Source organism: Pseudomonas sp. S3_E10 (assembly GCF_054667615.1).
Genome location: NZ_CP162743.1, coordinates 2,517,273 through 2,535,256 on the forward strand (window position 1 = coordinate 2,517,273; position 17,984 = coordinate 2,535,256).

15 protein-coding genes are annotated in these 17,984 nt (G+C 61.7%); 10 read left to right on the top strand and 5 right to left on the bottom strand.

Annotated elements, in window-relative coordinates; all coding sequences use genetic code 11:
* Nucleotides 1-12 precede the first annotated feature (12 nt).
* Together rimB and rimK are read left to right on the top strand one after the other, a co-directional pair.
* On the top strand, nucleotides 13-495 hold the full coding sequence (rimB, locus tag AB4N98_RS11325; protein WP_017526050.1) for a retropepsin-like aspartic endopeptidase RimB: 483 nt from the start codon (nucleotides 13-15) through the stop codon (nucleotides 493-495).
* Nucleotides 492-1,397: a 30S ribosomal protein S6--L-glutamate ligase gene (rimK, locus tag AB4N98_RS11330; protein WP_017526051.1), complete on the top strand. Its 906-nt coding sequence runs from the start codon at nucleotides 492-494 to the stop codon at nucleotides 1,395-1,397. The genes rimB and rimK overlap by 4 nt, the downstream gene beginning before the upstream one ends.
* Nucleotides 1,398-1,524: 127 nt before the next feature.
* On the opposite strand, the gene AB4N98_RS11335 is transcribed toward rimK, so the two are convergent.
* Nucleotides 1,525-2,838, bottom strand: a complete 1,314-nt coding sequence (locus AB4N98_RS11335) for an ATP-binding protein (RefSeq protein WP_017526052.1) — start codon at nucleotides 2,836-2,838, stop codon at nucleotides 1,525-1,527.
* A 117-nt stretch (nucleotides 2,839-2,955) separates the two neighbouring features.
* Nucleotides 2,956-3,696 (bottom strand): osmolarity response regulator transcription factor OmpR, encoded by a 741-nt coding sequence (ompR, locus tag AB4N98_RS11340; RefSeq protein WP_015373500.1) that lies wholly within the window; start codon nucleotides 3,694-3,696, stop codon nucleotides 2,956-2,958.
* A gap of 358 nt (nucleotides 3,697-4,054) precedes the next feature.
* Here ompR and AB4N98_RS11345 point away from each other — a divergent pair, with 358 nt between their 5' ends.
* The 7 genes from AB4N98_RS11345 to tauD all read left to right on the top strand — a co-directional run bounded on the left by AB4N98_RS11345 (nucleotide 4,055) and on the right by tauD (nucleotide 12,263).
* Entirely contained in the window at nucleotides 4,055-6,379 is a 2,325-nt protein-coding gene (locus AB4N98_RS11345; protein WP_017526053.1) for a Tex family protein, read from the top strand.
* Nucleotides 6,379-6,762 carry a PaaI family thioesterase gene (locus tag AB4N98_RS11350; RefSeq protein WP_017526054.1) on the top strand — a complete coding sequence of 128 codons (384 nt, stop codon included), beginning with the start codon at nucleotides 6,379-6,381 and terminating at the stop codon, nucleotides 6,760-6,762. Before AB4N98_RS11345 ends, AB4N98_RS11350 begins: the two co-directional genes overlap by 1 nt.
* 215 nt (nucleotides 6,763-6,977) lie before the next feature.
* Complete coding sequence (gene gshA, locus AB4N98_RS11355; protein ID WP_017526055.1) at nucleotides 6,978-8,561, top strand: glutamate--cysteine ligase; 1,584 nt, start codon at nucleotides 6,978-6,980, stop codon at nucleotides 8,559-8,561.
* A 245-nt stretch (nucleotides 8,562-8,806) separates the two neighbouring features.
* Nucleotides 8,807-9,784: a taurine ABC transporter substrate-binding protein gene (gene tauA / locus AB4N98_RS11360; protein WP_460149455.1), complete on the top strand. Its 978-nt coding sequence runs from the start codon at nucleotides 8,807-8,809 to the stop codon at nucleotides 9,782-9,784.
* Between the two features lie 18 nt (nucleotides 9,785-9,802).
* A complete protein-coding gene (tauB, locus tag AB4N98_RS11365) occupies nucleotides 9,803-10,582 on the top strand; it encodes a taurine ABC transporter ATP-binding subunit (RefSeq protein WP_017526057.1) in 780 nt (259 codons plus the stop codon).
* On the top strand, nucleotides 10,579-11,415 hold the full coding sequence (tauC, locus tag AB4N98_RS11370; protein WP_017526058.1) for a taurine ABC transporter permease TauC: 837 nt from the start codon (nucleotides 10,579-10,581) through the stop codon (nucleotides 11,413-11,415). The genes tauB and tauC overlap by 4 nt, the downstream gene beginning before the upstream one ends.
* A gap of 11 nt (nucleotides 11,416-11,426) precedes the next feature.
* The gene (gene tauD, locus AB4N98_RS11375; RefSeq protein WP_065876630.1) at nucleotides 11,427-12,263 is read left to right on the top strand and encodes a taurine dioxygenase; all 837 of its coding nucleotides are present in this window, start codon (nucleotides 11,427-11,429) and stop codon (nucleotides 12,261-12,263) included.
* A gap of 68 nt (nucleotides 12,264-12,331) precedes the next feature.
* Here the strand turns inward: tauD and mgrA are convergent, their stop codons facing one another.
* The 3 genes from mgrA to epsC all read right to left on the bottom strand — a co-directional run bounded on the left by mgrA (nucleotide 12,332) and on the right by epsC (nucleotide 16,759).
* Nucleotides 12,332-13,369, bottom strand: a complete 1,038-nt coding sequence (gene mgrA / locus AB4N98_RS11380) for an L-glyceraldehyde 3-phosphate reductase (RefSeq protein ID WP_068936904.1) — start codon at nucleotides 13,367-13,369, stop codon at nucleotides 12,332-12,334.
* 150 nt (nucleotides 13,370-13,519) lie between these two features.
* Complete coding sequence (betT, locus tag AB4N98_RS11385) at nucleotides 13,520-15,481, bottom strand: choline transporter BetT (RefSeq protein ID WP_175404166.1); 1,962 nt, start codon at nucleotides 15,479-15,481, stop codon at nucleotides 13,520-13,522.
* A gap of 351 nt (nucleotides 15,482-15,832) precedes the next feature.
* Entirely contained in the window at nucleotides 15,833-16,759 is a 927-nt protein-coding gene (gene epsC, locus AB4N98_RS11390) for a serine O-acetyltransferase EpsC (protein ID WP_017526062.1), read from the bottom strand.
* A 167-nt stretch (nucleotides 16,760-16,926) separates the two neighbouring features.
* On the opposite strand from epsC, the gene AB4N98_RS11395 reads away from it, so the two are divergent.
* Nucleotides 16,927-17,922 (top strand): D-cysteine desulfhydrase, encoded by a 996-nt coding sequence (locus AB4N98_RS11395; RefSeq protein WP_065876628.1) that lies wholly within the window; start codon nucleotides 16,927-16,929, stop codon nucleotides 17,920-17,922.
* The last annotated feature ends 62 nt before the right edge of the window (nucleotides 17,923-17,984 follow it).

The window sequence follows — 17,984 nt, forward strand, 5'->3', positions numbered from 1 at the left end:
CGGTTATCCATATTGAAGACATTTGACCATTTGACCGTTGTAGGTCTGCGTGAATGGGTGGCACTTCCCGATTTGGGAGTGGCTGGCCTGCGCGCGAAGATCGACACCGGTGCCAGCACCTCGAGCCTGCACGCCACCGATATCGAGCCCTTCGAGCGCGACGGAGAAAAATGGGTACGCTTTACGGCGCACCTGGGCAGTGTGGTGCAACTGCGTCACCGTCGCTGTGAAGCGCCGCTGGTGACGATGAAAACCATCAAGAGCTCCAACGGTCATGCGCAGGTGCGCTATGTGATCAGCACCACCCTGGCGCTGGGCGATCGGGTATGGCGGGTGGAATTCACCCTGGCCTGCCGCAAGGCTATGCGTTACCGCCTGTTGCTGGGTTCCAAGGCGCTGATTGACGGCCACTTGGTGGTCAATCCCGGCGTCAAGTACGTTCAAGACAAGCCGGTGTTCCCGGTCTCTACTATTTCTGCCCCAGGTGCTGCATGAAGATTGCTGTGCTGTCGCGAAACCCGCGTCTGTATTCCACCCGCCGCCTGGTCGAGGCCGGCACCGAACGTGGCCACGAAATGGTGGTGATCGACACGTTGCGTGCCTATATGAACATTGCCAGCCACAAGCCGCAGATCCACTACCGGGGCAAGCCGCTGGAAGGCTTCGATGCAGTGATCCCGCGCATCGGCGCGTCGGTGACGTTCTATGGCTGCGCCGTGTTGCGCCAGTTTGAAATGATGGGGGTGTATCCCCTGAACGAATCGGTGGCTATTGCGCGCTCGCGAGACAAGTTGCGCTCGCTGCAACTGTTGTCGCGCCGTGGCATTGGCCTGCCGGTCACCGGCTTCGCCCACTCCCCCGACGACATCCCGGACTTGATCGAAATGGTCAACGGCGCACCGCTGGTGATAAAGGTGCTGGAAGGCACTCAGGGCATCGGCGTCGTGCTGTGTGAAACCGCGACAGCGGCCGAGTCGGTGATCGAGGCGTTCATGGGCCTCAAGCAGAACATCATGGTGCAGGAATACATCAAGGAAGCCGGTGGGGCGGATATCCGCTGCTTTGTGGTAGGCGACAAGGTAATTGCGGCGATGAAGCGCCAGGCCAAGCCGGGCGAGTTCCGCTCCAACCTTCACCGTGGCGGCAGTGCCAGCCTGATCAAGATCACCCCGGAAGAACGCATGACCGCACTGCGGGCAGCCAAGGTAATGGGGTTGGCGGTAGCGGGTGTGGATATCTTGCGCTCCAACCATGGGCCATTGGTGATGGAGGTCAACTCGTCGCCGGGCCTGGAAGGGATCGAGACCACCACCGGCAAGGATGTGGCGGGAATCATCATTCAGCACCTGGAGAAAAACGGTGGCCCGAATATGACCCGGACCAAGGGCAAGGGTTAACCCCCCGCCCGCTGACACAACAGAGCACCACGCGTGATAAGGGGCTTGCCCCCGATTGCAGTGGGTCAGCTACAAATAAGCTGGCTGATCCACCGCTATCGGGGGCAAGCCCCCTCCCATATTTTGGCTAGACCGCGTCTCTTGGCAGCATCAGCCCAAGCGGCAAACGCACCCGTGCTTCAAGGCCGCCACCTTCGCGATTACGCAATTCCACGTTGCCGCCATGCATCGAAGCAATCCGCCGCACAATCGCCAGCCCCAACCCCGTGCCCTTGCCACCCCGGGCACGGTCGCCACGGGTGAAGGGGTTGAAGATGCCTTCCAGCTCCGCCGGGTCGATCCCCGTGCCACGGTCCATCACACTCAACACCACATAGGGCGCAGCGCTGTCACCCGACACGTACGCAGCCACTTCCACGTCGGAACCGGCATGGTGCAGAGCATTGCCGATCAGGTTGTTCAGCAGACGTTTCATCGACACACGCCGCAATGCAAACGGCTGGATAGGTTCCAGACGCATGCTCACCTGTTCGCCGTTCTGGTTGTAGGGCGCAACGACCTCACGCACCAGATCCGTCAGGTCGACCTCCTCCACCACCTCATCACGGCCATCACGGATAAACGCCAGGAACTGGTCGAGGATCGCGTCCATGTCTTCGATGTCGCGGACCATGTCATCGGTAAGGTCGGTGTGGTTACCCATCAACTCCAGGGACAACCGCAGGCGCGTCAGCGGCGTGCGCAGGTCGTGGGATACTCCCGCCAACATCAGTTCACGTTCGCGTCCGGCCTGTTCGACGTCTTCGGCCATCTGGTTGAACGCCCCGTACACCTCGGTCATCTCGCTGGGCGTATCGCTGACCGGCAAACGCACGCTGCGCCCTTGACCCAGTTGGCGGGCGGCAAATACCAGGCGCTTGAGCGGCTGGTTGAGCTGCCGCACGAAAATCCACGCGGATGCGGTTGAAAGCAATCCAATAGCCAGGAACCAGCCCAGCACATTCCAGATCTTCTGCCCCCGCAGCGGGTGCGGGTACAGCGGCACTTTCAGCCAGTCTTCCCCCAGGCTCGGCGCGCGCACCCATAAGGCGGGAGACACATGCATGCGTAGCCGCACCTCGGTGTCTTCACCCAGTTCGGCCTGCATCTGGCGTTGGTAGATCTCGCTGTAGGGCCAGTGCTGCTCACCCTCCGGCACGCCCGCGCCGGCCACGCGCACCAGGGTGGCGGCCTTGGCGATCTTCTCGCGGTTCTCGGGGTCGGCGGCCCAGTAGGCACGCAGCGTCAAGGCGACACCATGGCTGTACTGCCGATCCACCAGCACGTCCTCGTTCATCAACAGATAAACCAGCGTAAGTGCCTTGGAAAACAGAACGACAATAAGCACCAGCCAAAGGGTGCGCGAGAAGAAACTTTGTGGGAACCACAGCGGGGTTTTCATAGATGACAGCTGGACACCTTGCAGGAACGAGCGGCGCTCGCAGAATTGCAGACGCCGAGCACGCCGTTGACCTTCATGGGATCAAACGCCAGGATGCTCGCCGCTGCAAATCATCGATCACTTGGTTGCGGTGCCATCCGGCACAAACACATAACCCACGCCCCATACCGTCTGGATATAACGTGGCTTGGACGGGTCTGGCTCGATCATCCGGCGCAGACGGGAGATCTGCACGTCGATGGAGCGTTCCAGAGCGTCCCATTCCCGGCCACGGGCAAGGTTCATCAGCTTGTCGCGAGTCAGCGGCTGGCGTGCGTTCATCACCAAGGCCTTGAGCACTGCGAATTCGCCGGTGGTGAGCATGTGCACTTCGTCGCCACGCTTGAGTTCGCGCGTTGCCAGCGACAACTCGTAATCGCCAAAGGTAACGCTTTCGTCTTCGCTGCCGGGCGCGCCAGGAACCGGCGGGGCCTGACGACGCAGTACGGCTTTGACCCGGGCCATCAGTTCATCCGGGTTGAATGGCTTGGCCAGGTAGTCATCAGCGCCCAGTTCAAGGCCCTTGATGCGGCTCAGCTCATCGCCCTTGGCGGTGAGCATGATGATTGGAATCTGATTGTTCGCGCCGCGCAGGCGCTTGCAGGCAGTCAGGCCGTCTTCGCCGGGCAGCATCAGGTCGAGTACGACCAGGTTGAACACTTCGCGCCCCAGTAGGCGGTCCATCTGCTCGGTGTTCGGCACCGCGCGGGCACGGTAGCCCTTGGAGTTGAAAAAACGCTCCAGCAGGCTGCTCAGCCCCGGATCGTCATCAACGATGAGAATTTTTTCGCCTTCAGCAGTTTGTGCAGTGCTGCTCATTGGATGCTCCTCTTATCTCGGCGCGCATTATGGCCTAGCTGCCGTTATACGCACCGTGTGCATTGTTAGCAGATTTTTCCTCCACTGCCAGTGAACCCGCGCCCTACAACCGCCGGCGCGGTACCCCCCAAGGGCAGAACGCTGGTTATAATGCGGCGCCTTCGTGCAGGGGCACTGTCAGACTTTACTGTTTACGGCTTCATCCGTTTTTTCAGCGCAGGGCAGCAATTTCCCGATTTCGAGGGTCAATAGGCTGCCTCTTGACCCAGGTAGCGGCGCCAGTCGGGCCGCTCAACCAGCTGCGCAAGGCCTTGTTTCCCGGGCCTGCGAGCTGCTTTTCAGAATTTCAGGTGGTTTTATGGACAGCATCAACAGCCGCATCGCCGAGGAACTCGGTGTACGCCCACAACAGGTCGAAGCGGCCGTCGCTCTACTGGATGAGGGCTCCACGGTGCCCTTTATCGCCCGTTACCGAAAAGAAGTGACCGGCAGCCTCGACGACATCCAACTGCGTCACCTGGAAGAGCGCCTGCGCTACCTGCGAGAACTCGACGAACGGCGCATCAGCATCCTCGCCAGCATCGAGGAACAAGGCAAGCTGACCCCGCAACTCGAGCGTGACATCAAGCTTGCCGACACCAAGACCCGTCTCGAAGACCTCTACCTGCCGTACAAACAAAAGCGCCGCACCAAGGGCCAGATCGCCCTCGAAGCCGGCCTGGGCGAGCTGGCCGACGGGCTGTTCAACGATCCGTCGCTGGCCCCGGAAGCCGAAGCCGCGCGCTTTATCGATGCCGAAAAAGGCGTCGCCGACGTCAAGGCCGCCCTCGAAGGCGCCAAGTACATCCTCATGGAGCGCTTCGCCGAAGACGCCAACCTCCTGGAAAAACTGCGCACTTACCTCAAGCAGGAAGCCATCCTCAGCGCTCGCGTCATCGCCGGCAAAGAGGAAGAAGGCGCCAAGTTCCGCGATTATTTCGAGCATGACGAACCGCTCAAAAGCATGCCGTCTCACCGTGCACTGGCAATTTTCCGCGGCCGCAACGAAGGCATTCTCAGCTGCGCGCTGAAAGTCGGCGACGAGTTGCCGGGCACCATGCACCCGTGCGAAGGCATGATCGGTCAACAATTCGGCATCCAGAATCAGAACCGTCCTGCGGATAAGTGGCTCGGTGAAGTCGTGCGCTGGACCTGGAAAGTCAAGCTCTACACCCACCTGGAAACCGACCTGCTCGGCGAGCTGCGCGACGGCGCCGAAACCGAGGCGATCAACGTGTTCGCCCACAATCTTCACGACCTGCTGCTGGCCGCACCGGCCGGCCCGCGCGCCACCCTGGGCCTCGATCCAGGCCTGCGCACCGGCTGCAAGGTCGCGGTGGTCGATGCCACCGGCAAGCTGCTGGACCACGCCACCGTGTACCCGCACGTGCCACACAACAAGTGGGACCAGACACTCGCCATCCTGGCCGCCCTGTGCGCCAAGCATTCGGTAGACCTGATCGCTATCGGCAACGGCACCGCCAGCCGCGAAACCGACAAGCTGGCCGCCGAGCTGATCAAAAAATACCCAGCCATGAAGATGACCAAAGTCATGGTCTCCGAGGCGGGCGCTTCGGTGTACTCGGCGTCGGAACTGGCGTCCAGGGAATTCCCGGACCTCGACGTGTCGATCCGTGGCGCGGTGTCCATCGCCCGTCGCCTGCAGGACCCGCTGGCCGAACTGGTGAAGATCGACCCTAAATCCATCGGTGTCGGCCAGTACCAGCATGACGTCTCGCAATTGAAACTGGCGCGAGGCCTGGATGCCGTAGTGGAAGACTGCGTAAACGCCGTGGGCGTGGACGTAAACACCGCTTCCGTGGCACTGCTGGCGCGCATCTCCGGCCTCAACGCCACGCTGGCGCAGAATATCGTCACCCACCGTGACGAAAACGGCGCCTTCAAAACCCGCGCCGCGCTGAAAAAAGTTGCACGCCTGGGTGAAAAAACCTTCGAACAAGCCGCCGGTTTCCTACGTGTGATGAACGGCGACAACCCGTTGGATTCGTCGGCCGTTCACCCGGAAGCCTACCCGCTGGTGCAACGCATCGCCGCCGAAACCGACCGAGACATCCGCTCGCTGATCGGCGACGCTGCGTTCCTCAAGCGCCTGGACCCGAAAAAGTACACCGACGAAACCTTCGGCGTACCGACCATCACCGACATTCTGCAAGAGCTGGAAAAGCCTGGCCGCGACCCGCGCCCAGAGTTCAAGACCGCAGAGTTCCAGGACGGCGTCGAAGACCTCAAGGACCTGCAACCGGGCATGATCCTTGAAGGCGTGGTGACCAACGTGACCAACTTCGGTGCCTTCGTGGATATCGGCGTGCATCAGGACGGTTTGGTGCACATCTCCGCGCTTTCGGAGAAGTTCATCAAAGACCCGCGTGAGGCGGTAAAGGCCGGCGACGTGGTCAAGGTCAAGGTCATGGAAGTTGATATCCCGCGCAAACGCGTCGGCCTGTCGATGCGCATGAGCGACACGCCCGGCGAAAAAATCGACGGTGCCCGTGGTGCGCGCCCTGGCTCCGCGCCACGCCCATCGCAGAACAACGCCCCCCGCAAGGAAACCGCGACTGCGGCGCCGAGCAACAACGCCATGGCCTCGCTGTTCGCCAACGCCAAGCAGTTGAAGAAGCGCTGATGCAAATCCCCGCCGGTTTGACCCAGAGCGCCTTCAGCGAACTGATCGGCTGCCGCCTGCAACGCCTGGAAGAAGGCGTTGCCGAGGTGGCCCTGACCCTGCAGCCGCACCTGCGTAACCGCGCGGGCAAGCTGCATGGCGGGGCGATTTTCAGCCTGGTGGACATCACCATGGGCCTGGCATGTTCCAGTTCCCATGGCTTCGACCAGCAGAGCGCGACCATCGAATGCAAGATCAACTACATTCGCGCCGTGGAAGACGGTGACGTGCTGTGCACCAGCCGGGTGATTCACGCCGGTAGACGCACCCTGGTGGTCGAAGCGGACGTGTATCAGGACGAAAGACTTGTCGCAAAAGCGCAGGGCACGTTCGCTGTCCTATAGCTCCTCACCCTTGATTTGAGTTAATTTCGGCGCTGCGATAACAGCGCCGGAATTTTCCCGCTGCGCTGTAGCCCAATTCGTAGAATGAAGTAGGCTTTATTTATAGCGGGTCAAATCGACTCAAAACCAGGCGATCACGCCAGTTTTAACTTCACCCTTGTAGACCGTCCTGCCCACCCCCATATTGGGGCGACTGACGCGTGAAGGAATCCAACTTGAGCGAACTTCTCAACCGCCGCCTGGCCCTGCTCGGCAAGCGCGAACACCTCTCCCTGCTAGAGCAATGCCTGCACGGCATCGAGCGTGAATGCCTGCGCGTTACCGGTGAGGGTCGCCTGGCACAAACGCCGCACCCCGAAGCCCTGGGCGCCGCGTTGACCAACGAATTGATCACCACCGACTACTCGGAATCGCTGCTGGAGTTCATCACCCCGGCCCTGCCCAACCCGGCCGATACCCTGAGCAGCCTGGACAAGATCCACCGCTTCGCCTACACCAAGCTCGGCAGCGAATACCTGTGGAGCCCCTCGATGCCGTGCCCGTTGCCGGCCGAGGAAGATATTCCGATTGCCTACTACGGCACCTCCAATATCGGCCAGCTCAAGTACGTGTATCGCAAGGGCCTGGCCCTGCGTTACGGCAAGACCATGCAGTGCATCGCCGGCATCCACTACAACTTTTCCCTGCCGGAACAGCTGTGGCCGTTGCTCAAGGAGACTGAAGGTTTTGTCGGCACCGACCGCGATTACCAGTCCACGGCCTACATCGCGCTGATCCGCAACTTCCGCCGCTACAGCTGGCTGCTGATGTACCTGTTCGGTGCCTCGCCGGCCTTGGACGCGGGCTTCCTGCGCGGTCGCTCGCACCAGTTGGAAGTGCTCGACGCCGACACCCTGTACCTGCCGTATGCCACGAGCCTGCGCATGAGCGACCTGGGTTACCAGAGCAACGCCCAAGCCGGCCTGACGCCGTGCTACAACGACTTGGCGAGCTACACCGATAGCCTGCGCGAAGCGGTAGCAACACCGTACGCGCCGTACGTTGAAGTCGGCACGCACAAGGACGGTGAGTGGGTGCAGCTCAACACCAACATCCTGCAGATCGAAAACGAGTACTACTCCAACATCCGCCCCAAGCGCGTGACCTACACCGGCGAGCGCCCGATCCAGGCGCTGATGGCCCGTGGCATCCAGTACATCGAAGTACGCTGCCTGGACATCAACCCGTTCCTGCCGATGGGCATCGACCTGCCGGAGTCGCGCTTCCTCGATGCGTTCCTGCTGTATTGCGCGCTGAACGACAGCCCACTGTTCGCCAACAACGAGTGCGGCAACGCCACCTCCAACTTCCTCAGCGTGGTCAAGGAAGGTCGGCGTCCGGGCCTGCAATTGCAGCGTGACGGCCAGCCAGTGGACATGAAAGAGTGGGCGGCCGAGCTGTTGGAGAAGATCGCCCCGCTGGCCGCTCTGCTCGATCAGAGCCATGGCATCACTGAACACAGCGAGGCGCTGGACGCTCAACTGGCGAAGGTTCAGGACCCGTCCCTGACGCCGTCGGCCAAGGTGCTGGCGGCGATGGCCGAACGCAAAGAAAGTTTCGCGCAGTTCTCGCTGCATCAGAGCCAGCTGCACGCCGAGTATTTCCGCAAGGAACCGCTCGCGCCCGAAGAGCAGGCACGTTTTGAAGAGCTGGCCCGCACGTCGCTGGCGCAGCAGGCAGAGCTGGAGCAAAACGAAGTGGGCGATTTCGATGTGTTCGTCGGTTCGTACCAGGCAAGCATCCTCGCCATCAGCAACTAAGGACCTACGCGGTTCCCGGTGGGAGGGGGCTTGCTCCCGATGGCGGCGGGTCAGTTGATGCCTATACCGACTGACACCCTGCTATCGGGAGCAAGCCCCCTCCCACAGTTGCCCTTCACTTGCAGGAAGATTGCTTCAACCTTTCGCCCATAAGCTAATTCGAAAAAGTTATTTATTTTCGGATTCTTAGATCATTTAGTCTCCTCACATGCCGACCCTCGGCCGCCTGATTGAGGAGCTTACCCTTGAAACTGCTGACCCCTCTGCGCCTTCTGGCCGCATTGTCCCTGGCCGGTGCCAGCCTGTTTGCCCAGGCGGCGGATGTGACCATCGCCTACCAGACCACCGTAGACCCCGCCAAGGTCGCCCAGGCCGATGGCGCCTATGAAAAAGCCACCCACGCCAAAATAGACTGGCGCAAATTCGACAACGGTGCCGACATCATTGCCGCCATCGCCTCGGGCGACGTACAGATCGGCTATCTCGGCTCCAGCCCGCTGACCGCCGCGATCACCCGCAAAGTGCCGGTGCAGACCTTTCTGGTCGCCACCCAGATCGGCGGTGCCGAGGCCTTGGTAGCGCGCGACGGTTCCGGCATCAACAGCCCACAGGACCTGATCGGCAAAAAGGTCGCCGTGCCGTTCGTATCCACCGGCCACTACAGCCTGCTGGCCGCGTTGAAGCACTGGAACATCGACCCGTCGAAAGTCACGATTCTCAACCTCGCGCCTCCGGCGATCATCGCCGCCTGGAAGCGCGGTGATATCGACGCCACCTATGTGTGGGACCCAGCCCTGGGCGTGGCCAAGGAAAACGGCAAAGTGTTGATCACCTCCGGCGAACTGGCCAAGTTCGGCGCACCGACGTTCGACGCGTGGATCGTGCGCAAGGATTTCGCCGAGAAGCACCCGGAAATCGTCACTGCCTTCGCCAAAGTCACGCTGGACGCCTACGCCCAATACCGCAAAGACCCACAAGCCTGGCTCGCCGACAAAAGCAACGTCGACAAACTGGTAAAGCTCTCCGGTGCCAAGGCCAGCGACATTCCGTTGCTGCTGCAAGGCAACGTCTACCCGCTGGCCGCGGACCAAGTGACCTTGCTCGGCGCACCGACCACCAAGGCCGTGACCGATACCGCCGCATTCCTCAAGGAACTAGGCAAAGTCGACGCCGTGCTGCCGGACTACGCCCCTTACATCAACGCCAAGTTCATCACCAACTGATTCAAGGAGTTCGTCGCGATGGCCTTGCTACAACTGGAGCGCATCAGCGCACAGTACCCAGGCGCCCCGGAACCGGTACTGGCAGATATTTCACTTGAGCTTGGGCCCCAGCAATTGCTGGTCGCCCTGGGCCCTTCCGGCAGTGGCAAGACCTCGCTGTTGAACCTGATTGCCGGTTTTGTCGAACCCTGCGCCGGGCGCATCACCCTTGATGGCGTACCGGTCAAAGGCCCGAGCGCCGAACGTGGCGTGGTGTTCCAGGACGACGCGTTGCTGCCCTGGCAGGACGTGCTGGCCAACGTCGGTTTCGGCCTGGAGTTGGCCGGTGTAGCCAAGGCGCAGCGTGAAGCGCGTGCGCGAGAAATGCTCGCCCTGGTGGACCTGGCCGGCTTCGACAACCGCCGTATCTGGCAGCTTTCCGGTGGCCAGAAACAACGTGTCGGCCTGGCCCGCGCCTTGGCGGCCGACCCGCGCGTGCTGCTGATGGACGAACCCTTCGGCGCCCTCGATGCGTTCACCCGCGAACAGATGCAGGAGCTGCTGCTGCAAGTCTGGCGGCGCACGGCCAAGCCGGTGTTCCTGATTACCCATGACATCGAAGAGGCGGTGTTTCTGGCCACCGATCTGATCCTGCTGGCGCCCAACCCCGGTCAGGTCGTCGAGCGCCTGCAACTGGACTTCGGCCAACGCTACGCGGCCGGCGAATCGGCACGGGCGATCAAGTCCGACCCGCGTTTTATCGAAACCCGCGAGCACGTGCTGGGCAGAGTATTTTCGCAACGGCAGGTATCCGCATGAGCAGCTATGAACTCCCCGCCACTGTCGCCAAGCCGCCGGCGCACATGGCGATCGCGGTGCGTCGCAACCTGAGTACCCGCTGGGTCAGCGTGCTGACCCTGGCGGCATTGCTGACGCTTTGGTGGGCCGTCACCGCCACTGGTTTGATCGAACCGCTGTTCCTGCCACCACCGTCTGCGGTGCTGCAAAAAGGCTGGCTGCTGGCGACCACCGGTTATATGGACGCCACCTTGTGGCAGCACCTGGGCGCAAGCCTCAACCGTATCGGCCTGGGTTTGGGCTTTGCAGTGCTCACCGCCGTTCCGGTGGGGATCGCCATCGGTTCCAATCGCATTGCGCGCGGCATTCTTGATCCGTTGATCGAGTTCTACCGGCCGATACCGCCCCTGGCTTACTTGCCGTTGATCGTGATCTGGTGCGGCATCGGCGAGCTGTCCAAGGTGCTGCTGATTTACCTGGCGATCTTTGCACCAATCGCCATCGCGACCGCGACGGGCGTGCGCACTGTCGACCCGGCCAAACTGCGCGCGGCGCAATCGCTGGGCGCGAGCCGTGCCCAGTTGATTCGCCACGTGATCCTGCCCAGCGCCCTGCCCGACATCCTCACCGGTGTGCGCATCGGCCTGGGCGTGGGCTGGTCGACCTTGGTGGCTGCCGAGCTGATCGCCGCCACCAGCGGCCTGGGTTTCATGGTGCAGTCGGCGGCGCAGTTCCTGGTCACCGACGTGGTGGTGCTGGGGATCCTGGTCATCGCCCTGATTGCCTTCGCGATGGAAATGAGCCTGCGCGCCCTGCAGCGCAAACTGGTGCCCTGGCATGGCCAGGCACATTGAGTGGTGAACCTATGACCGGCCTGACCGTTACCCCATTGAGCATCGCCCTGGGCGCCCAGATCAGCGGCGTCAATATCACCCAGCCGCTGAGTGCCGAACATCGCGACGCCATCGAACACGCGTTGCTCAGCCACTCGGTGCTGTTCTTTCGCGACCAAGCCATCACGCCGCAGCAACAGGCGCGATTCGCCGCGCATTTCGGCGACCTGCACATTCACCCGATCTACCCCAACGTGGCGGAACAGCCCGAAGTGCTGGTCCTCGACACGGCCGTCACTGACGTGCGCGACAATGCCGTGTGGCATACCGATGTGACCTTCCTGCCGACCCCGGCGCTCGGCGCGGTGCTCAGTGCCAAGCTGCTGCCAGCGTTTGGCGGCGACACCTTGTGGGCCAGTGGGTTTGCGGCCTATGCGGCGTTGTCCGAGCCGCTCAAGGCGCTGCTCAACGGCCTCACCGCTACCCACGACTTCACCAAGTCCTTTCCTCTGGAGCGCTTCGGCAACACGGCCGAAGACGTGGTGCGCTGGGAAGAAACCCGCCGCAAAAACCCACCGTTGTCGCACCCAGTAGTGCGCACGCATCCGGTCAGCGGGCGCAAGTCGCTGTTTATCAACGAGGGCTTCACCACCAGGATCAACGAACTGGAACCGGCCGAGAGCGAGGCGATTCTCAAGCTGCTGTTCGCCCACGCGACGCGGCCGGAGTTCACCATCCGTTGGCGCTGGCAGGAGAATGACGTGGCGTTCTGGGATAACCGCGCGACCCAGCATTACGCGGTGGATGACTACCGGCCGCAGCGGCGGGTGATGCATCGGGCGACGATATTGGGCGACGCACCGTTCTAGTCGTCACACCGAAAATCAACGGTGGGAGGGGCAAGCCCCTCCCGCACTTTTGACCCAGTGGTATCAGGCTATTCAGCCGTGGATGGTTTTTCCCAAAGGTTAATCCCGCCTTCCTGCGCAAACCGGTCGATCTCTGCCAACTCCTCGGCAGTGAAGCTCAAGTTCTTCAACGCACCGACGTTCTCGATAATCTGCTCCGGCCGGCTCGCGCCGATCAGCGCACTGGTTACCCGTGGGTCGCGCAGGGTCCAGGCCAACGCCAGTTGCGCCAGGCTCTGGCCACGGCGCTGGGCAATTTCATTCAGCGCACGCACATGGGCGATGTTGGCTTCGGACAGATGCCCGGCCTGCAAAGAACCGCCACCCGGGCGATTGACCCGCGCGTCAGCGGGCACGCCGTTGAGGTATTTGTCGGTCAACAACCCCTGGGCCAGCGGCGTGAAAGCGATCACCCCGGCACCGAGTTCTTCGGTGGTGTCCAGCAGGTCTTTTTCCACCCAGCGGTTGAGCAGGTTGTAGGCCGGTTGGTGGATCAGCAACGGCACTTTCCACTCTTTGAGCAGCGCCGCCATTTCACGGGTTTTTACACCGGAATACGAAGAGATACCGATGTACAACGCCTTGCCCTGTTGTACGGCAATGGCAAGGGCGCTGGCGGTTTCTTCCAGGGGCGTGTCGGCGTCAAAACGGTGGGAGTAGAAAATATCCACATAGTCGACGCCCATTCGCTGCAGGCTCTGGTCGAGGCTGGCCAATACGTATTTGCGCGAGCCACCGCCCTGGCCATAAGGGCCTGGCCACATGTCCCAACCGGCTTTGCTGGAGATGATCAATTCATCGCGGTAGTGCTTGAAGTCTTCGCGCAGCAGCCGGCCGAAATTGATCTCGGCGCTGCCATAGGGCGGGCCATAGTTGTTGGCCAGGTCGAAGTGGTTGATCCCCAGGTCGAAGGCGGTGCGCAGCAGGGCGCGCTGGGTGTCGATCGGGGTGCTGTCGCCAAAGTTGTGCCACAGCCCCAGGGACAGTGCGGGTAGCACCAGTCCACTGCGGCCTACGCGGCGATACGGGATAGATTCATAGCGGTTTTCGGCTGCAATGTACGTCATCGAATCCTCTCTGGGCTTGGGGCAAACAAGGCCCGGGAATAACGTTATTCCCGAGCCTTTTAAGCCGCTGAATCGCTTAAGTCTGCCTCATCCTTTTACAGCAAAGCGCTACAAGAGAGGAACGGTTTGACGCACATCCACAGGCCGTTTTCAGCGCACCAAGTGCAGGAACTGCAGGTGCCGCTCGTACTGATCGAGGATGTCGTTAATGATCTGTTCCTTGGTATAGCCGACCAGGTCGTAGTCCTGGCTGCCCTCGCTCAGGTGCACTTCCGCGCGGTAATAGCGGCGGTTGTTGATCTCTTTGGAACCCATGCCGCCACGGGCGAACGACGGTGTGAAATAGCCGCGCATCTGCACCTGGTAGATGAACGGGTGCTCCTCGCCATGGCCGATTTCCAGGCTGACGCTGTCGTTGGCCGGGTCCGGCTGAGCGACCACGCTCAGGCCCTTTTCGACGAACACAGCGGTCACTTCTTCAATTGCCGGGCGTACCGTCGAGTCAAGGAAGCGATACACCTCGTCGCGCGACGGGAAGTGCACTGCCTGGCTCAAGCGCTGGCGCCAGCCGCCCCTGCCTTTACGCGAGGCCGAGATCGGCGCCAGCGAATGCAATTGTGCAATCTGCTTTTGCGACTCGAGATAGAAGGCTTTGTGCAGGCCCCACATCATCAACAGCAGGATCAGCGAGAACGGCAACGAAGTCAGCACCACCGCCGATTTCAACGAGTCGATACTGCCGGCAAACAGCAAGGCACTGGTGACCAGCGCGGTCATTGCGCCCCAGAACACGCGCAGCCATTTCGGCCCGTCTTCATCGGCGTTGCCGCCCTTGGACGACAAGGTCGACAGCACAACGGTGCCCGAGTCCGCCGAGGTGACGAAGAATACGAAGCTGATAAACACCGTCACCGCAATGACGGTTTTGCTCCACGGGTAGGTTTCCAGCAGCAGGTAGAGGCTCATCGACGGATCATCGATGGCCGACTGACCGAGCGCCGCCATGCCGTGGTTGAGTACCTGGTCGATGGCGCTGTTGCCGAAGATCGACATCCACGCCAGGGTGAAACCCAGCGGGATCAGGAGTACGCCGAACACGAATTCACGGATGGTACGGCCACGGGAAATGCGTGCGATAAACAGGCCCACGAACGGCGACCATGCGATCCACCAGGCCCAATAGAACACCGTCCAACCGCCCAGCCAGTCGCTGGGTTTGTCGTAGGCGTACACGTCGAAGCTCTTGGTCGGCAAGGCGCCAAGGTAGTCGCCGATGTTCTGGATCAGGGTATTGAGCAAGTGCTGGGTAGGCCCGGCGAACAACACGAACAGCAGCAGCGCGCAGGCCAGCAGCATGTTGATATCGGACATCACCCGCACGCCCTTGTCGACGCCGGCCACCGCGACCAGGATCGCCGCGCCCATCATCAGGGTGATCAGGCCGACCTGGATCCATTGGGTGTGGGCGATGCCGAAGAGGTAGTCCAGACCCGAGTTGAGGTGCAACACACCAAAGCCCATGTCGGCGCCCAGGCCGAATACCGTGGCAATGATGCCGAAGCCATCCACCGCATAACCAATGGGGCCGTTGATGCGCTTGCCGATCAGCGGGTACAGCGCCGAGCGCAACGCCAGCGGCAGGTTATGCCGGTAGGCGAAATACGCCAGGGCCATGCCGACGAACGCAAACACGCCCCAGCCGTGCAGGCCCCAGTGCAGAAACAGCACCTGCATGGCCTGGCGCGCGGCGTCAGCGTTCATTGGCGCGCCCTGGGGCGGTTGCACCAGGTGCGTCAGCGGCTCGGACACGCAGAAGAAAAACAGCGTGATGCTGATGCCGGCGGCGAACAGCATGCCGGCCCAGGACAAGTAACTGAATTCGGGCTCGTCGTGGTCGGCACCGAGTTTTATCTTGCCGTAGCCCGATAACGCGGTGACCACCACGAAGACCAGATACAGGGTCATCGCCAGCATGTAGTACCAGCCGACCGTATTGGCCGCCCAGTTTTGCGCCGCCAGCAACCAGGCACCGGCCTGTTGCGGGATAGCGATGACCGTGATGCCGAACAGCAAAATGAAGGTAGCGGCAAAGTAGAAAACCGGCGCATTCATGCGCACCATGCCGCTGGCTGGGGTGGACGATGCACTCATGAACGATGCACCCCGAGGGTTGGGAATGTGGCTGTAAAAAACGGACTCAGCAAAGGTAAGCCTCCTGTTGTGAGCGGGCAGCGAACCACCGGGTTTAACTTGAACAAGCGTTCAAGTTAAACATGAAAAGGCGGTCTGGGACTAATCGCAGGGCTGAGCGGCAGATACTTCCTACACCAGCTCAAGGTTTGGTATGACGGGTGGCGGGAGCCAATCGTTCAGCGATTGCAGGGAGAAATCCGGTAAAAATCTGGAATGCAATCAAAAGTGGTAGGGGGCTTGCCCCTCCCACAGGGGATTCATGCCGGTTCTTTACTTCTGCGCGCCATCGTCATGCTGCAAGTTCGCCTGCGTGATGTTCGCCTCGGCCGGTACGCTGCGGGTCAGCCACACATTGCCGCCAATGGTCGAGCCCTTGCCGATGGTGATGCGCCCCAGGATCGTCGCCCCGGCATAGATCACCACGTCATCCTCGACGATAGGGTGGCGCGGATGACCTTTCTGCAATTGCCCATCCTCGTCCGCCGGGAAGCGTTTGGCGCCCAATGTCACGGCCTGGTAGATACGCACCCGCTCGCCGATGATCGCGGTCTCGCCGATCACCACGCCCGTGCCGTGGTCGATGAAGAAGCTCGGGCCGATCTGCGCGCCGGGGTGGATATCGATGCCGGTGGCCGAGTGGGCGATTTCCGCGATGATCCGCGCCAGCAGCGGCAAGCCGGCGCGGTACAGGTGGTGGGCCAGGCGATGGTGAATCACCGCCAGGATCCCCGGGTAGCACAGCAGCACTTCATCCACGCTACGCGCAGCGGGGTCGCCGTGGTACGCGGCCAGCACATCGGTGTCCAGCAGGCTGCGCAACGAAGGCAAGGCCAGCGCGAAATCCTGGATCAGGCGAATGGCATGGGCATCGAGCCGGCTGTCATCCTGGCCACCCTGGCGCGCGGCATAACGCAGCTCCAGGCGCGCCTGGGCGAGCAAGGCGTTGAGTGCCACGTCGAGGGTGTGACCGACGTAAAAGTCTTCGCTCTCTTCGCGTAAATCCGCCGGCCCCAGGCGCATCGGGAACAGCGCCCCGCACAGCGCTTCAAGGATCTGCGCCACCGCCTCGCGCGAAGGCAATTCGCGGCCACCATGCTCGCCGCTCAACCGGCCGTTGCGCGTTCGCCATTGGTCGCGGGCGCCGCGCAGTTGGCTGACGATGGTCTGTAATTGCCAATGGCTGGAACGCTCACTCACGGTATTCACTCCTGACGTAATGGCCGTCACTTTACGGTATCCAACCGGGCCGCCCTTAAGAACCAATGGTGCGATGCTAAGAACTATTGGACATAAGCGATTGACGGTTGCCCGATGAAAAGTGCCTGCCTATAGTCGCTTCATCCCTTCAGCAACCGTGCGTAGCCATGATCAAGCAACAGCTCGACCGCTTTAACCGTCTGGACCTGCTGGGCGGCGTCACTGCCCTGGAAAAACTCGAACGGCTGTCGACCTGGCTGGGCCGGGACATCTACGTCAAGCGCGATGACACCACGCCACTGGCCATGGGCGGCAACAAACTGCGCAAACTCGAATACCTGGCGGCCGACGCCATCGCCCAGGGCGCCGATACCTTGGTGACCGCCGGCGCCATCCAGTCCAACCACGTACGCCAAACCGCCGCGCTGGCCGCCAGGCTCGGCCTGGGCTGCGCCGCCCTGCTGGAAAACCCTACCGCTACCGAAGACCCCAACTACCTCGGCAATGGCAACCGCCTGCTGCTGGAACTGTTCGACGCCAAGGTCGAACTGGTAGAGAACCTCGACAACGTCGACGACCAGCTCAATGCCCTCGCCGACCGCCTGCGCAGCAACGGCAAGAAGCCGTACCTGGTGCCCATCGGCGGCTCCAATGCGCTCGGCGCCCTGGGTTACGTGCGCGCGGGCCTGGAACTGGCCGCACAGATCGAAGACAGCGGCCTGGAATTCGCTGCCGTGGTGTTGGCCTCCGGCAGCGCCGGCACCCACAGCGGCCTGGCATTGGCGTTGAGCGAAGCGCTGCCGAACCTGCCGGTGGTGGGCATCACCGTGTCGCGCACCGACGAAGCCCAGCGCCCGAAAGTGCAGGGCCTGGCCGAGCGCACGGCCGAGTTGCTCGGCGTGGGCATCCCCGACGCGTTCAAGGTGATTCTGTGGGACGAATACTTCGGGCCCCGCTACGGCGAGCCGAATGCCGGCACCCTGGCCGCGATCAAACTTTTGGCCAGCCAGGAAGGTCTGCTGTTGGACCCGGTCTATACGGGCAAGGCCATGGCCGGTCTGCTCGATGGCATCGGGCGTCAGCGGTTTGAAGACGGGCCGATCATTTTCCTGCACACCGGCGGGGCGCCGGCGTTGTTTGCGTACAACTCAGTTTTCAACTGAATAAACGCGGGCTGAATGTGGGAGGGGGCAAGCCCCCTCCCACATTAGACCCAACACATATT

Coding starts and splice junctions, on each gene's coding strand:
- rimK (WP_017526051.1), top strand. CDS start 492: ATGAAGATTGCTGTGCTGTCGCGAAACCCGCGTCTGTATTCCACCCGC.
- AB4N98_RS11335 (WP_017526052.1), bottom strand. CDS start 2,838: ATGAAAACCCCGCTGTGGTTCCCACAAAGTTTCTTCTCGCGCACCCTT.
- ompR (WP_015373500.1), bottom strand. CDS start 3,696: ATGAGCAGCACTGCACAAACTGCTGAAGGCGAAAAAATTCTCATCGTT.
- AB4N98_RS11345 (WP_017526053.1), top strand. CDS start 4,055: ATGGACAGCATCAACAGCCGCATCGCCGAGGAACTCGGTGTACGCCCA.
- AB4N98_RS11350 (WP_017526054.1), top strand. CDS start 6,379: ATGCAAATCCCCGCCGGTTTGACCCAGAGCGCCTTCAGCGAACTGATC.
- tauB (WP_017526057.1), top strand. CDS start 9,803: ATGGCCTTGCTACAACTGGAGCGCATCAGCGCACAGTACCCAGGCGCC.
- tauC (WP_017526058.1), top strand. CDS start 10,579: ATGAGCAGCTATGAACTCCCCGCCACTGTCGCCAAGCCGCCGGCGCAC.
- tauD (WP_065876630.1), top strand. CDS start 11,427: ATGACCGGCCTGACCGTTACCCCATTGAGCATCGCCCTGGGCGCCCAG.
- mgrA (WP_068936904.1), bottom strand. CDS start 13,369: ATGACGTACATTGCAGCCGAAAACCGCTATGAATCTATCCCGTATCGC.
- betT (WP_175404166.1), bottom strand. CDS start 15,481: ATGAATGCGCCGGTTTTCTACTTTGCCGCTACCTTCATTTTGCTGTTC.
- AB4N98_RS11395 (WP_065876628.1), top strand. CDS start 16,927: ATGATCAAGCAACAGCTCGACCGCTTTAACCGTCTGGACCTGCTGGGC.